Genomic DNA, 13798 nt, shown 5'->3' on the forward strand with positions numbered 1-13798 from the left:
CAGCGCACATGCAGCACCATGCCTACTGAGCTGACCCTCTCCTTGCATCCCCGGATCGCCGACATCCCGGCCGAGGAATGGGATGCCTGCGATGAGACCGGAAATCCCTTCACGTCCCATGCCTTTCTCCTCTCCCTGGAGGAATCGGGCTGCACCGGCCCGCGCACGGGATGGCTGCCGCAGCACCTCGCTCTGCGCGATGCCTCGGGTGCGCTCGTCGCCGTCGCGCCGGCCTATGCCAAGGGCCATTCCTACGGCGAATACGTCTTCGATCACGGATGGGCCCGCGCCTTCGAAAATGCGGGTGGGGACTACTACCCGAAGTTCCAGGTGGCCGTGCCCTTCAGCCCCGTACCTGGCCCACGCCTGATGCTTCGCGCCGGCACCGGCGTGCCCCGTTCGGCCCTGGCTCAGGGGCTGGCGCAGGCGACGGAGGCGCTGAAGCTTTCCTCCTGCCACGTTACCTTCTGCACGCGGGAGGAGTGGGAGGATTTGGGCGAAGGCGGCTGGCTGCAGCGCCTGGGCGTGCAGTTCCACTGGACCAATGAGGGATACAGCAGCTTCGACGATTTCCTCGGCGCCCTGTCCTCCCGCAAGCGCAAGGCCATCCGGCGCGAGCGCCGCGACGCGCAATCCGCCGGCCTCACCATGCGCGTCTTGCGCGGATCGGAGATCACGCCGGAGATCTGGCGCCTGTTCCACAAATTCTATCGCAGCACGACGGATCGCAAATGGGGCAGCGCCTACCTCACGGCGCGCTTCTGGCCCCTGATGGGGGAGCGCATGGGTGATCGCGTGGTGCTGATGGTCGCGGAGCGGGACGGTACTCCCGTCGCCGGCGCGCTGAACCTGATGGGGCGCGACGCGCTCTATGGCCGCAACTGGGGAAGCCTGGTGCAGACGCCCTTCCTGCATTTCGAGCTTTGCTATTATCAGGCGCTCGACTTCGCGATCGCGCATGGTCTGAAGCGCGTGGAAGCCGGCGCGCAAGGCGAGCACAAGATCCAGCGAGGCTACCGCCCTGTGCCGACTTATTCGGCGCATCTGATCGCCCATTCCGGCCTGCGACGCGCGGTGGCGGATTCACTGCGCCACGAACGCGCGGCGATCGAAGCCGAGATGGCAGAGCTCGATGCCCTCTCCCCCTACCGGCGCGACGGCGACGAGGCGTAAAAGCGCGGGGGATGACCTTCCCTGATCGTGATGTGCGCCGCCCATGCTGACGGCCTATGCGCAGCTTGCGGCATCCATGATCATGGTGGGCGCGAATGTCGCCGTGGCGAAGCACCTCGCGGATGCTCTGCCGATCGTACTCATCCTCGGCCTGCGCTGCCTCATCACCTCAGCGGTGCTGCTGCCGCTCATGCTCTGGCGCGACGGTGCTATCAGGCCAGCGCCGCGCGTGCTCCTGAATTTCCTCCTCCAGGCGCTGTTCGGCACCGTTCTCTACAACGTCGCCCTGCTGACCGGGCTGCGCCTCACCACGGCGCTGCAAGGTGGCCTCGTCCTCGCCACCATTCCCGCGGTCGTCGCGCTGGGTAGCGCGATTTGGCTGAGGGAACGGATTACGGCACGGGGCTGGGCCTCCGTCGTACTGGCCTCCGTTGGCATGGCGGCCGTCGTGCTGGCCCGTAGCCCGGGAGGGGAGGGCGGCAGCGTTCTCGGCAGCGCCTTTATATTTCTCGCGGTCTGCGGTGAAGCTGCCTATGTGCTGCTGGCCAAGCGAAGCGTCGGCGCTCTGCCCCTGCTATCCGCCAGCTTCTGGATGCAGGCCTTCTCCGCGCTCCTCATTCTGCCTGCCTGGATTCCTGTGGCCGGTGCTGCATCCCGCCTCGCCGATCCCGCCTTGCTGGCCCTGTTGATCTTCCACGCGCTGACATCCAGCCTGCTCGCCGTGCTGCTCTGGTACGGCGGATTGCGACGCGCGCCGGCCGGCACGGCAGGCGTGTTCACCGCTTTCCTGCCCGCCACTGCTGCGGTGACCGCAATTCTCTTCCTGGGCGAGGAGCCGACGCCGGCGCATGGGCTGGGCTTCCTCTTGCTCCTGGCCAGCATGATCCTCGCGACCTGGCCGTCCAGGAGCCCCCATTGAGACCGTGGCTGACCCTCTCCGTGCCCGAGTTGCTGGCCCTTTCGCCGGAAGAGGTGGCCGCCGGACTCGCCTATGCGCATCCCGCGCGCTTTGCGACGCTGGAACTGACCCAACGCGACGCCTGGGTCTCCACCGCGCGGCTGCTTCACGCGGCGCTCGCCATGCCGGAGGCGGCGGGGTGGACGGTCATGCTGGAATACGACCTGTTGCGGCTGGAGAAGCGGCCGGATTGCGTGATCCTGACCGACCGCGCCGTGCTCGTGCTGGAAATCAAGGACAAGGCAAGGTCGTACAGCCCCGCCGATCTTCGGCAGGCCGAGGATTACGCTCTGGACCTGCGTGACTTCCACGCGGGATGCCGTGCCATCCCGGTCGTTCCCGTCCTTGTCGCGACCGACGCACCACCGGCGTCCCTCGATCCACCCCTCTTCTGGCATGGCGTAGCGCCGCCGATCCGCGCGAATGCGGTGACGCTCGCCGATACGCTGCGCGCCATCCAGGCTGGGATCGGCCGTCCTGCGGTCCCCTTGGACCATGCCTCATGGCTCGCCGCGCCCTATCGCCCCGTGCCGAACGTGCTGGAAGCCGCGACCATGCTCTTCGACCGGCATCGCAGCGCAGAGATGGTTTCCGCCCGCGCCGATGCCGCCAACCTTACCCGCACCACAGAGGCCGTGCGCCGTGCCATTGAGGCAGCCCGTGCCGCCGGCGAGCATCTTGCCATCTTCGTCACCGGCATTCCGGGCGCCGGTAAAACGCTTTGCGGGCTGAACATCGTCTTCGGCGCCCTGCGCGGTGATGGGGCTGCCTTCCTCACCGGCAACGCCCCGCTGGTGGAGGTGCTGCGGGAAAGCCTGGCGCGGCAGGCCGCGCCTGATGGTGGCCGCCGCCGCGCCCAGGCGCGCGGTCACGCCGTAACGGCCCTGCAAAACGTCCACCGCTTCCTCGAGCATTACGTCGAGCGCCCCGCCGAAGTGCCAGAGGCGCGTGTCATTGTCTTCGACGAGGCGCAGCGCGCCTGGAACCAGGCACAGGCTACCAAGCCCTCCCAACGCCGTGGCGCCAGCAGGCTGACGGATAGCGAACCGGCCCATGCGCTCGGGATCATGGCGCGCCACAGGGATTGGTCGGTGATCGTTGCCCTGATCGGCAATGGCCAGGAGATCAACACGGGGGAGGCCGGCCTGGCCGAATGGGGCCGCGCCATTGCCGCCTCACCGGGCTGGCGCGCCGTTGCTCCGCCGCGTGCCCTCTCCGCGCCTGTTACGGCGCAGCGCCTGGCGGATGGCCCGCAACCCTGGCTGACTTTCGATCCTGAATTGGACCTCACGGTGCCCATGCGTTCTGTCCGAGACCCGCAGGGTGCGCCCTGGGTGGACGCCCTTCTGGCGGGAAACGGCAGGGCGGCGGCCAACATTGCCCGCGACTCCGGGGGAGTCCCTTATTTCGTCACGCGCGATCTTGCCGCGATGCGCGCCGCCCTCCGCCATCTCTCGCGCGGGATGCGCCGCGCCGGCCTTGTCGCCTCCTCCGGCGCCCGCCGCTTGCGCGCGGAGGGGCTTGGCGTGCAGGCCGCCGACATCCCGCATTGGTTCCTGGACCGCTGGCCCGATATCCGCGCCTCGGATGCGCTGGAAACCTACGCCACCGAATATGACTGCCAGGGCCTCGAACTGGATCATGTCGGTTTCGCCTGGGGCGGTGATCTCTTGCGCGGCGATGGCGGCTGGCGGATGCGCAGCCTTTCCGGCACGCGCTGGAACGCTATCCGTGACGAGACCGAGCGCGCCTTTGTGCTGAATACCTATCGGGTGCTGCTGACCCGCGCCCGCTACGAGACGGTGATCTGGATTCCGCGTGGCAGCACCACCGCCGAGGGTCCCTGGTATGATCCGACCCGCGACGCGGGTGAACTCGATGCGGTGGCAGAGTACCTCATGGCCAGCGGCGCGCGGGTGCTGGAGGCCACGCCATCCCCAGAATGGGCGCCGGGCTTGTTTCCGGAGGCGGTTGCAGATCGCTGAAGGCCGGGAACGGAAGGGAGCGGTCACGTTGACAGCGCCTCCGCTTCCGGGGCGGGATGCCGTTTCCATTGATGGTGGAGACTCCGCGTGCTGAGAGCGACCGATCCAGGCGTGGCCCATCGCGCGCGCCGCCGTCCGTTTGCCACCCTCGGCCGCATCCTGTCCGGTGCCACGTTGCTCGCTGCGCTGCTGCTTCCGCAAGTCGCGTCCCAGGCCGCGGAACCTTCACCGACCGTCTCGGCCATTCGCGCGCGTGGCCGCCTCGTTTGCGGCATGCAGGGCGACAATCCGCCCTTCTCCGTGCCGGACGCGCAGGGCGTCTGGCACGGGATGGACGTTGCCTCTTGCCGCGCCTTGGCGGCTGCCGTGCTCGGCGATCCGGACAAGGTGCTGATCCGCCCCATCACCGGCCTCACCCGCTTCCCCGCCCTTCAGAGCGGCGAGGTGGATGTGCTCTATGGCAGCACCACCTGGGTCACGACACGTGAGACGGCGCTCGGCCTCTCCTTCACCACCGCGAATTACTATAGCGGCCAGGGCTTCCTCGTGCGCCGCTCGCTCGGCGTGCAGCATGTGAAGGATCTCGACGGCGCCTCGATCTGCGTGCCGCCCGGCTCCACCACTGAACTGATCCTGCAGGACTGGTTCCGCCAGCATCATATTCGCTTCCAGCCCGTGATCATCGACGATCCGAACCAGATCCAGGCCACGTTCCTGGCCGGCCGCTGCGACGCTTATACACGCGACATGACCGGGCTTTCCGGCTTCCGCGTGCGCCAGGGCAATCCGGATGAGTTCCTGGTGCTGCCCGAGGTCATCTCAATGGAACCGCTCGGTGCCTTCGTCCGCAAGGGCGACAACGCCTGGTTCGACATCGTGCGCTGGACGCAACTCGCTCTCGTCGCCGCGGAACAGCTTGGGGTGTCGCGCGCCAATCTCGACCAGAGCAGGACCTCCGCCTCGCCGGATGTGCGCCGGCTACTTGGGGTGGAGGGCGAGGTCGGACCGTCCATGGGCCTGGAGAAGGACTGGGCCGCACGGGCCATCCGCGCCGTGGGCAATTACGGCGAGGTCTGGGATCGGGAGATCAAGCCGATGGGCTTGGCCCGCGGCCTGAACCAACTCTGGAACCAGGGCGGGCTGCAATTCGCCCCGCCGCTCCGCTAGACCGGCGCCTTGGGCGCCCAGGGTCCGATGCGGTGCGCTTGGCTGCTGGCGCTCCCGCTTGCTGCCTTCCTCTTCGCCCGCCCGGCTGAAGCCGCGGAGTTAAAGCTGGCGACCTGGAATCTTGCCTGGCTCACGACCCGTCCCGCCGATGATCCGGAACTGCCGCGCGACGTCAGCCGGCGCGACCGCGACGACCTTGCCCGCCTGCGTGGCTACGCGAACCGCCTCGCCGCCGATGTCGTCGCTCTCCAGGAAGTGGATGGTCCCGAAGCCGCCGCCCAGGTGCTGGATCCGGCCGCCTGGCGTTTCTTCTTCCCCGATGAGCGCGACGTACAGCGCAGCGGCCTTGCCGTCCGGCGCGGTATCCCGGCCCAGCAGAACCCGGATTTGGCGGCGTTGGACCTTCGGGCCGGCGCCCGCTTTTCCCTCCGCCGTGGGACGGATGTGACGGTGGGGGAAGGCCGTTCGGCGCTCCGCATCCTCTCCGTCCATCTGAATGCCGGTTGCCGGGAGGCGGACGACCGAGGCCGGGAATGTGACAGCCTACTCCGCCAGGCTGAGATCCTCTCGGGTTGGATCGAGGCGCGGCACAGGGCAGGGGAGGCCTTCGCCCTGGCCGGGGACTTCAACCGCCGTTTCGACCGCGATGGCGCGATCTTCCCGGCCCTGGAACGCGCGGCGCCCCTGACCCGTGCCACAGCCGGGCGCTCCAATCCTTGCTGGGGCGGCCGGCCTTTCATTGACCACATCCTGCTCGGCGGGGCCGCGAGGGAATGGCTGGTGCCAGTCAGCCTCCGCGTGCTCGTCTATGCCGAACGCGAGGCGGAATGGCGCCGTCGCCTGTCGGACCACTGCCCTGTCAGCGTGATACTGAATATCCCCTGATCACGGCGGGTCCACCGGTCAACGCCCCGGTCCCGCCGTGCGTTCGCCCTCCGGACTTCGACCCGGACCCATGTCATGAACGCTGAAAAATCTCTTCGCCACCTTCTCGCCGCTTGCCGCGTCACCGATGGCGGCAGCTTCTCGCTTGGGGCTCATCGACCGGACGGGAATGGCGACCTGCCCCTCGACAAGCAAAGCGGGGGGGAGGCGTTGCAACCGATCGTCGCACGCATCGGGGAGCAGCAGGCCCGCCTCTATGCCGATGCGCGCTGGTCCGTGCTCTGCATCTTCCAGGCGATGGATGCCGCTGGGAAAGACGGGGCGATCAAGCACGTCTTCACCGGTGTGAATCCGCAAGGCATCAATGTTGAGGCCTTTTCCGCCCCCAGTACGCTGGAACGGGCCCATGGCTTTCTCTGGCGCCATGACCTGGCCCTGCCCCGACGGGGCCGGATCGGTGTTCACAACCGCTCCTGGTATGAGGAGGTGCTGGTGGCGCGGGTGCAGCCCTCCATTCTCCAGGCCGCGCCCCTGCCGGCGACCCTGGTGGGCCCGCAGATCTGGGACGAGCGGCTGGAGGACATTGCGGCGCATGAGCGCTACCTGGCGCGCCAGGGCATGCTGATCCTGAAATTCTTCCTCCATGTCAGCGAGGAGGAGCAGCGCCGGCGCCTGCTGGCCCGCATCGACGAGCCCGCGAAGAACTGGAAGTTCCAGCTGGGCGACCTGGCCGACCGCAGCCGCTGGGACGCGTATATGGCGGCCTATGACGCCGCGATCCGCGCGACCGCCGCCCCACACGCGCCCTGGTTCATCATCCCGGCCGACCGCAAATGGCTTGCCCGGCTTCTGGTGGCCGAGGCGGTGGCGGGGGCGATGGAGGCGCTGGACCTCCAATATCCGAAGCTGGACTCGGCGGCCACGGCCAAGCTGCTCCGCGCGCGCGACGCGCTGACCTGACGGGCCGGACAGCAGAAACGACAACGGCGCGATGGGATCCCCATCGCGCCGTTGCCCATTCTGTCCTTCAGGCCGCCTCCGGGGAGGGGCGGGGCAATCAGCCCGCCGCTTCCGGCTCGCGCTCGGCCTCGCCATCGCCATCGCCCGAGCCCTCATCGGGCTTGGGCAGGGCCGGCGGCGGAGCCTCGGCGATGTCGAAGGTCAGGGCGCCCTCCTTCAGGCCAACCTTCACCGCGCCACCCTTCACCAGCTTGCCGAAGAGCAGTTCCTCAGCCAGCGGCTTCTTGATGTACTCCTGGATCACGCGGGCCAACGGCCGCGCACCGTAGAGCGGGTCATAGCCCTTCTCCGCCAGCCACTCCTTGGCCGCCGAGGACAGCTCAATCGTCACGTTCCGATCCGCGAGCTGGGCCTCCAGCTGCATCACGAACTTCTCGACGACGTTGCCCACGATCTCCGGCGTCAGCCCGGCGAAGGGCACGATGGCATCCAGGCGGTTGCGGAACTCCGGCGTGAACAGCCGCTTCACCGCATCCTCGTCCTCACCCGTCCGGGCCTCCCGGCCGAAGCCGATGGCGGGCTTGGCCATATCAGCCGCGCCGGCATTGGTGGTCATGATGAGGATAACGTTGCGGAAGTCGACTGTCTTGCCGTTGTGGTCCGTCAGCTTCCCGTGGTCCATCACCTGCAGCAGGATGTTGTAGAGATCCTGGTGCGCCTTCTCGATCTCATCGAGCAGGAGCACGGCATGCGGGTGCTGGTCGATGCTGTCGGTCAGCAAGCCGCCCTGGTCGAAGCCCACATAGCCCGGAGGCGCACCGATCAGCCGGCTGATGCTGTGCCGCTCCATGTACTCGGACATGTCGAAGCGGATCAGCTCGATGCCAAGCGTCTTGGCGAGCTGCTTGGCAACCTCCGTCTTGCCGACACCCGTGGGGCCGGAGAACAGGTAGTTGCCGATCGGCTTCTCCGGGTCGCGCAGCCCGGCGCGGGCCAGCTTGATCGCAGCCGAGAGGGCCTCGATCGCCCGGTCCTGGCCGAACACCATGGACTTCAGGTCGCGCTCCAGGCTCTTGAGCGTCTCCTTGTCATCGGTGCTGACGGACTTGGGTGGAATGCGCGCGATCTTCGCGACGATATCCTCTACGTCCTTCAGCGTGACGGTCTTGCGGCGCTTCGCCTCGGGCAGCAGCATCCGGCTCGCCCCGACCTCGTCGATCACGTCGATCGCCTTGTCCGGCAGCTTGCGGTCATGGATGTACTTGGCCGAGAGCTCCACCGCCGCGCGGATCGCCTCAGGCGTGTACTTAACCTTGTGGTGCTTCTCGTAATTGGTCTTCAGGCCGGTCAGGATCTTCACCGCATCCTCGACCGACGGCTCGTTGACGTCGATCTTCTGGAAGCGGCGGACCAGGGCGCGGTCCTTCTCGAAGTGCTGCCGGTACTCCTTGTAGGTGGTGGAGCCGATGCAGCGCAGCGTGCCCTGGGCGAGGGCCGGCTTCAGCAGGTTCGACGCATCCATCGCACCGCCCGAGGTCGCACCGGCACCGATGACCGTATGGATCTCGTCGATGAACAAGATGGCGCCAGGCTGCTGCTCCAGCTCGTTCACCACGGCCTTCAGCCGCTCCTCGAAGTCGCCGCGGTAGCGCGTGCCGGCGAGCAGGCTGCCCATGTCCAGCGCATAGATGGTGGATTTGAGCAGGACCTCGGGCACGTCCTCCTCGATGATCCGCTTGGCCAGGCCCTCGGCGATGGCGGTCTTGCCCACGCCCGGGTCGCCGACATAGAGCGGATTGTTCTTGGTCCGGCGGCAGAGGATCTGGATCGTGCGCTCGATCTCCTCGGCGCGCCCGATCAGCGGGTCGATCTTACCCTGGCCGGCCTTCTTGTTGAGGTTGACGCAGTAGTTCGATAGCGCATCGCCACCGCGCTTGGCGCCACCCTCGCGGCGCTCCTCGCCGCCACGATTCTCGTCCTGGCCCTCGCCGTCCTTGCCGGCATTGCCCTGCACGGGGCGGGCCTGGCTGCGGCCCGGGGCCTTGGCGATGCCATGGGAGATGAAGTTGACCGCATCCAGCCGCGTCATGTCTTGCAACTGCAGGAAGTAGACGGCGTGGCTCTCGCGCTCGCTGAACAGGGCCACCAGCACATTGGCACCGGTCACCTCGTCACGGCCCGAGGACTGGACATGGATGGCGGCGCGCTGGACCACCCGCTGGAAGCCGGCGGTCGGCTTCGGGTCACCCCCACGGTCGGTCACCAACCCGGCCAGGTCCTTGTCCAGGAACTCAGCCAGGTCACGCTTCAGCTTGTCCACATCCACGCCGCAGGCACGGAGGACGGTCGTCGCGTCCGTGTCTTCCGCAAGGCTGAGCAGCAGGTGCTCGAGCGTGGCGTATTCGTGCCGGCGCTCGCTGGCCAGGCCCAGGGCGCGGTGGAGCGTCTGTTCCAGATTACGGGATAGCATAACGTTCGACGCTCCCCTGTCTCAGCGGCCGTCGGGATCTCCCGGCAGGGCGTCCCCCTGGACGCCAAGCTTGGGACGGCCGCGCTAAAGAAGTCTATATTGTGTCTCACACCCCGAACGCGGAGGGGCGGAGTCGGTTACGCTTGGTATCAACCTATCGGTTATCTTCTTTGATGCCCGACATTTCGATACCGGCTCATTCCTTCTCGATGGTGCATTGGAGAGGGTGCTGGTTCTGGCGGGCCAAGTCCATCACCTGGGTCACCTTGGTCTCCGCCACCTCATAGGTGAAGACCCCACACACACCCACCCCGCGGCGATGCACATGCAGCATGATGCGCGTCGCCTCGTCCCGGTTCTTCTGGAAGAACCGCTCCAGCACGTGCACGACGAACTCCATGGGCGTGTAGTCGTCGTTCAGCATCAAAACCTTGTACATGGTGGGCTTGCGCGTCCGCGGACGCGCCTTGACCACCACGCCGGTCGCCGGGCCGCCATCGCCAGCCCCGCCATCCCCCGGGGGGGTATTGGGCCGTGTCGGCTCATTACCACCCTTTCCGGGATCCTCAGGGATATTGCCCGGTATGCCGCTCGGGCGCCTGTCCTGCTTGCTCATCGCCCCGCCATGGTCTCACGGATCGTGGGCTTGCCAAGGGGCAGCCACGCCCGCTGCGCTGAAGTCTATCGAAGTGAGGATATCGGAACGCGCCGCGCAAGGTGAAGTGTCTCGCATGAAGCGTGCAGGCTTTTGGCCTGGCAGGGATATGGGGCGTCCTTCGCTCTTGCAAAAGGGGCTGGCTGACAGAGGTGCCGAAACGCGAAAGGCCCCGCCGCCAGCCCCGGAGATGGGGCGGGCGGGCGGGGCCCGACAGGGCAGAGCCGGCGGGGAGTGGCCTCCCCGCCCGGGATACTCAGGCGGCGGCCAGCGGCTTGGTCACCCGCTCGACGGCGAGGGTGACGCGCTGGGTCACGGGGGCGGAAACCTGCTCGGCGAGGCGGAAGGAGGCCTCCTGGAGCTTGGCCGTCTCGGACATCACGCGGTCCAGCGTGTTACGCGTGTAGGTCGCCTGGATCTCGGCGGCCTCCTTCAGGCTCTTCACGCCGGACAGGGCGCGGGCACCCTCGAGCGCCTGCTCCGTCAGGGACTGCGCGAAGCCGAAGGCTTGGCGGCTGATGTCCTGCGTACCGATCATCCAGGTCTGCGCCACCTGGGCCAGGGTCTCGGCATTGCCGCGCGAGAACTCGGCGAATTCCTGGGCGGCCTTCATGCTGCCCGCGGCGGCCTTGTTGGCCTGCTCGATGCTGCGCTCCATGGCAGTGCGGAACTGGGCAGCGCCGGCCTCAGCGAAGAGGGAGGTGGTCTTGGGGGCGACCTTCTCGGCCGTCGCAGTCGCGTTGCTCGTGGCGGTGTTCACCGTCTCGCTCGCTAGACGGGCAATCTTGGGGGATTCATTGGCCATGTGACATCTCCTGGAAGTCCGAAGAGGCAGCCCATGATCAATCAATGCCATGGCTTTGCTGCGCTGCAACATGCTCCTTATACACAGCGAAACGAAGCGACGTCCAGTTTTATGTCGCACCGCAACATGACAACTTCGTCAACTCGCGCAACCTTTTTCACCTTGGTTAAAGTGTAGCAAAATCCGCCCGCTAGCGGAAATTTCTGCAACCTACGATGGACAGGTGCCCAGCAACCTACCTATCCTGCACCTGGATGCGGTCGGGGGGCCGGTCCGACGGGCCGTTTGTGCCCGTAAACGAAGGTCGGTGCTGCGGGGGCGGCGCCGGGGGCAGGGGGATGCTGCATGGGTAACGGTCTGACCGCTTGGCGCGGTTGGCGGGCTCGTTCTGTCCGGCAATTCGGCCGGAAGGCAGGATGGCTTGCGGCGCTGGTTCCAGCCCTGCTGGCGGCGCAGCCGGCAGCCGCCCAGATCGGCAGTGAGCGCTACGCCTCCTTCGTTATGGATGGGCGCACCGGCAACGTTCTCAGCAGCGCCAATGCCGACGAGCCGCGCTACCCGGCCTCGCTTACCAAGATGATGACCCTCTACATGCTGTTCGAGGCAATGCGTGACGGGCGCATTTCCCTGGACAGCCGCATCGGCATCAGCGCAGAGGCGAGCAGCCGCCAACCTTCCAAACTCGGCGTGCCTGCGGGCATGTCGATTCCGGTTGAAGTCGCCATCTACGCACTGACCATGAAGTCCGCGAATGACGTGGCGGTCGCGGTTGGCGAGGCGCTGGGTGGCACCGAGGAGCGCTTCGCCCAGATGATGACGCAGAAGGCGCGTCAGCTTGGCATGACCAACACCACCTTCCGCAACGCCTCCGGCCTGCCAGACTGGGACCAGACCACCACCGCCCGCGACATGGCGACCCTGGGCCGCCGTCTCTTTCTCGATTTCCCGGAACGCTGGCATTACTTTGGCAACCCGACGGTCCGCGCCGGCAACTTCGCCTTCCGCAACCACAACCACATGCTCAGCAATTACGAGGGTGTGGATGGGGTGAAGACCGGCTTCATCAACGCTTCCGGCTTCAACAACGTCATCTCGGCCCAGCGCGCGGGCCAGCGGGTCTTCGTCTCCGTCTTCGGCGGTTCTTCCTGGGTGGAGCGGGACCGGCACGCGGCCATGCTGCTGGACGACGGCTTCGCCAAGCTCGGCGTTTCGCCCCCGGCCCGGGTGCCGGAGACCTTCATGGCCTCCGCCCGTGGGCCGGCAGTGCTCAGCCGTGCCCGCGCCGCGACGCTCGCGATTGCTTCGCCGCGTTCGAACATCCGTCAGGTTTCGCTGCGGACCGTCCGCCCCGTCCCGCGTGAGGCAGCAGGACTTCGCGGCCGGCACATCGGCGCAGCAGCCCGGCCCGTGGTTCGTACCCCAGTGGTCCGGGCCGGAAGCCGCGCTGCGGCGGCCCGCGCCGCCAAGACCCGCCGGGTTCTGGAGCAGGGTGATGGCGGGCGCCTCGTCCGTGTGTCCACGCCTGCGCGGCGCGTCGCCCAGGCGGCCCCTGCTGCGCGTAAGCCCGCCCGGCGCTGAGGGCGGCACCCTGCCAGGATCGAGAAGGGGCCGGTTCGCCGGCCCCTTTTTTGTTTCAGGCCATGCCGCCGCGCGCCGCGATGGGCCAGAGGCACTCCACGCGGCCTTTGCGGACGCCGACATACCAGTCGTAGCGGTCCACTGTCGGGTCGCAGTGGCCGGGCACCAGACGCAGCTTTTCGCCGAGCTTCGGTCGCGCTCCGCCCTCGACGGTCAATGACCCATGCTCGTCCGAGGCGCCGGTATACCGCAGGCCGGGCCGCTCCCAGACCAGCGGAAGGCCCGAGTCCACCGCTACGGCCTTGTGGCCGGCATCCAGCACGGCAACCCCGTCGCGCGGTGCTGACATAACCTGGGCCAGCACGAAAAGGCTCTGCCGGAAGGCGGGCGGTTCGCCATTGGCCGCGTAGTCGGCATCCATGAAGGCGTAGGAGCCGGCCTGGATCTCAGTCCAGAGCCCGGCTTCCAACTCCAGCTCATAGGTGCCCGTGCCCGCGCCGCCGATAATCGGGCAAGGAAGCCCACGCTGGCGAAGCTGCTCGACCGTCCGGCGCACGCCCTCCGCCGCGCCGGTGATGGCCTCGCGCCGCGCCTCCAGCGTCCGGCGATGCTGGGCATTGCCGTGATAGGCCTGCAACCCGCCGAAGATGAGGTGAGGGGAAGCCGCGATGCGCTCGGCCAGGGCTACCGCCTCCGGTCCGGGGGCCACGCCGCAGCGGCCGGCGCCTACATCAATCTCCACCAGCACTTCCATCCGGCGCCCGGCAGCCTCGGCCACGGTGGCGATCGTGTCGATTCCCGCCGCATCATCGGTGCAGACCGCTACCTTGGCGATGCCGGACAGTGCTGCCAGCCGCGCCAGTTTGCGGGCATCCACCACCTGGTTGGAGACCAGGATGTCCGGCACGCCGCCCCAGGCCAGCGCCTCGGCCTCTGCCACCTTCTGCACGCATTGCCCAACCGCGCCGCGGCGCATCTGCTGATGCGCGACCACTGACGACTTGTGGGTCTTGGCATGGGCCCGCAGCTTCGCCCCGGTTCCTTCCAGGCGCGCCGCCATGGCGTCGAGATTGGCCTCGAATGCGTCGAGGTCGATAAGGAGGGCAGGGGTGTCCACCTCCTCCTCACGCATGCCGGGTTCAGCGGGAGGGGCTTGCAGCAT

At 67.5% G+C, this 13798-nt stretch carries 11 protein-coding genes; 7 read left to right on the forward strand and 4 right to left on the reverse strand.

Annotated elements, in window-relative coordinates:
* Positions 1-18 precede the first annotated feature (18 nt).
* The 6 genes from ACO1BU_RS15430 (at position 19) to ACO1BU_RS15455 (ending at position 7128) form a co-directional block, all read left to right on the forward strand.
* Entirely contained in the window at positions 19-1173 is a 1155-nt protein-coding gene (locus ACO1BU_RS15430; RefSeq protein WP_424136855.1) for a GNAT family N-acetyltransferase, read from the forward strand.
* A gap of 43 nt (positions 1174-1216) precedes the next feature.
* Positions 1217-2092: a DMT family transporter gene (locus ACO1BU_RS15435; RefSeq protein ID WP_424136856.1), complete on the forward strand. Its 876-nt coding sequence runs from the start codon at positions 1217-1219 to the stop codon at positions 2090-2092.
* Entirely contained in the window at positions 2089-4116 is a 2028-nt protein-coding gene (locus tag ACO1BU_RS15440; protein ID WP_424136857.1) for a DNA/RNA helicase domain-containing protein, read from the forward strand. The genes ACO1BU_RS15435 and ACO1BU_RS15440 overlap by 4 nt, the downstream gene beginning before the upstream one ends.
* Before the next feature lie 87 nt (positions 4117-4203).
* The gene (locus ACO1BU_RS15445; protein WP_424136858.1) at positions 4204-5283 is read left to right on the forward strand and encodes an amino acid ABC transporter substrate-binding protein; all 1080 of its coding nucleotides are present in this window, start codon (positions 4204-4206) and stop codon (positions 5281-5283) included.
* A 27-nt stretch (positions 5284-5310) separates the two neighbouring features.
* On the forward strand, positions 5311-6168 hold the full coding sequence (locus ACO1BU_RS15450; RefSeq protein WP_424136859.1) for an endonuclease/exonuclease/phosphatase family protein: 858 nt from the start codon (positions 5311-5313) through the stop codon (positions 6166-6168).
* Between the two features lie 75 nt (positions 6169-6243).
* Positions 6244-7128 (forward strand): PPK2 family polyphosphate kinase, encoded by an 885-nt coding sequence (locus tag ACO1BU_RS15455; RefSeq protein WP_424136860.1) that lies wholly within the window; start codon positions 6244-6246, stop codon positions 7126-7128.
* A gap of 97 nt (positions 7129-7225) precedes the next feature.
* On the opposite strand, the gene clpA is transcribed toward ACO1BU_RS15455, so the two are convergent.
* The 3 genes from clpA to ACO1BU_RS15470 form a co-directional block, all read right to left on the reverse strand.
* Positions 7226-9598: an ATP-dependent Clp protease ATP-binding subunit ClpA gene (gene clpA, locus ACO1BU_RS15460; protein WP_424136861.1), complete on the reverse strand. Its 2373-nt coding sequence runs from the start codon at positions 9596-9598 to the stop codon at positions 7226-7228.
* A gap of 196 nt (positions 9599-9794) precedes the next feature.
* Positions 9795-10214 (reverse strand): ATP-dependent Clp protease adapter ClpS, encoded by a 420-nt coding sequence (clpS, locus tag ACO1BU_RS15465; protein ID WP_424136862.1) that lies wholly within the window; start codon positions 10212-10214, stop codon positions 9795-9797.
* A gap of 295 nt (positions 10215-10509) precedes the next feature.
* Positions 10510-11058: a phasin family protein gene (locus ACO1BU_RS15470; RefSeq protein WP_424136863.1), complete on the reverse strand. Its 549-nt coding sequence runs from the start codon at positions 11056-11058 to the stop codon at positions 10510-10512.
* 345 nt (positions 11059-11403) lie between these two features.
* Here ACO1BU_RS15470 and ACO1BU_RS15475 point away from each other — a divergent pair, with 345 nt between their 5' ends.
* Complete coding sequence (locus tag ACO1BU_RS15475) at positions 11404-12636, forward strand: D-alanyl-D-alanine carboxypeptidase family protein (protein WP_424136864.1); 1233 nt, start codon at positions 11404-11406, stop codon at positions 12634-12636.
* Between the two features lie 55 nt (positions 12637-12691).
* On the opposite strand, the gene ACO1BU_RS15480 is transcribed toward ACO1BU_RS15475, so the two are convergent.
* Positions 12692-13798, reverse strand: coding sequence for a DSD1 family PLP-dependent enzyme (locus ACO1BU_RS15480; RefSeq protein WP_424136865.1), 1107 nt, complete (start codon positions 13796-13798; stop codon positions 12692-12694).

Source organism: Roseomonas chloroacetimidivorans (assembly GCF_049629625.1).
In the GTDB taxonomy this organism is placed as follows: Bacteria; Pseudomonadota; Alphaproteobacteria; order Acetobacterales; family Acetobacteraceae; genus Roseomonas; species Roseomonas chloroacetimidivorans.

Excerpts from the sequence above, each read along its gene's own strand:
- clpS (WP_424136862.1), bottom strand. The coding sequence starts at position 10,214 with ATGAGCAAGCAGGACAGGCGCCCGAGCGGCATACCGGGCAATATCCCT.
- ACO1BU_RS15455 (WP_424136860.1), top strand. The coding sequence starts at position 6,244 with ATGAACGCTGAAAAATCTCTTCGCCACCTTCTCGCCGCTTGCCGCGTC.
- ACO1BU_RS15470 (WP_424136863.1), bottom strand. The coding sequence starts at position 11,058 with ATGGCCAATGAATCCCCCAAGATTGCCCGTCTAGCGAGCGAGACGGTG.
- ACO1BU_RS15435 (WP_424136856.1), top strand. The coding sequence starts at position 1,217 with ATGCTGACGGCCTATGCGCAGCTTGCGGCATCCATGATCATGGTGGGC.
- ACO1BU_RS15475 (WP_424136864.1), top strand. The coding sequence starts at position 11,404 with ATGGGTAACGGTCTGACCGCTTGGCGCGGTTGGCGGGCTCGTTCTGTC.
- ACO1BU_RS15480 (WP_424136865.1), bottom strand. The coding sequence starts at position 13,798 with ATGCTGCAAGCCCCTCCCGCTGAACCCGGCATGCGTGAGGAGGAGGTG.
- ACO1BU_RS15450 (WP_424136859.1), top strand. The coding sequence starts at position 5,311 with ATGCGGTGCGCTTGGCTGCTGGCGCTCCCGCTTGCTGCCTTCCTCTTC.
- clpA (WP_424136861.1), bottom strand. The coding sequence starts at position 9,598 with ATGCTATCCCGTAATCTGGAACAGACGCTCCACCGCGCCCTGGGCCTG.
- ACO1BU_RS15430 (WP_424136855.1), top strand. The coding sequence starts at position 19 with ATGCCTACTGAGCTGACCCTCTCCTTGCATCCCCGGATCGCCGACATC.